The sequence below is a fragment of the Enterococcus camelliae genome (genome assembly GCF_042685105.1).
In the GTDB taxonomy this organism is placed as follows: Bacteria; Bacillota; Bacilli; order Lactobacillales; family Enterococcaceae; genus Enterococcus_G; species Enterococcus_G camelliae.
In genome coordinates, this window is sequence record NZ_JBHUMO010000053.1 from 1 (window position 1) to 548 (window position 548).

Below are 548 nucleotides of genomic sequence, written 5' to 3' on the forward strand. Positions count from 1 at the left end.
TAATTAACTCATGGATAACGAATACAGACATTCAAAAACAACTGTATCGTTACTCAATTACCATTTTGTTTTTTGTCCTAGATATCGTCGGAAAATATTTGTCAATTCCGAAGTAGACGCTAGTTTCAAAACGTTTGTTCATTCAATTTGCGAAGAGAATGAGTGGACAGTCATTGCGTTAGAAACAGATACAGACCATTGTCATCTTTTTATAAATGTTCAACCAACTTATGCACCAGCAGATATCATGAAGGTGATTAAAGGTAGAACATCTAGAGAGCTACGACAATCGTTTGAACACTTAAGTAAAATGCCAAGTGTTTGGACACGGTCTTACTTTGTTTCAACAGCAGGAAATGTTTCTAGCGAAACGATAAAACGATATGTAGAAAGCCAAAGAACAAGATATTGAGTTTACGTTAAGGAGGTGTGCAGAAATGAAAAAAGCCCATAAAATCAGAATCTATCCTAATTCAAAACAGGAACTTCAATTTCAAAAAACTTTTGGTTGTGTTCGGTTCTATTGGAATTTTTTATTAAATCAACGA

Annotated in this window: 2 protein-coding genes; both read left to right on the forward strand. The window is 33.9% G+C overall.

Annotated features, from left to right (window positions below):
- Positions 1 to 10: 10 nt before the first annotated feature.
- Entirely contained in the window at positions 11 to 412 is a 402-nt protein-coding gene (gene tnpA / locus ACFSR0_RS08955) for an IS200/IS605 family transposase (RefSeq protein WP_379982010.1), read from the forward strand.
- Between the two features lie 25 nt (positions 413 to 437).
- A partial coding sequence (locus tag ACFSR0_RS08960; protein ID WP_379982012.1) for a helix-turn-helix domain-containing protein occupies positions 438 to 548 on the forward strand: 111 nt, incomplete at its 3' end.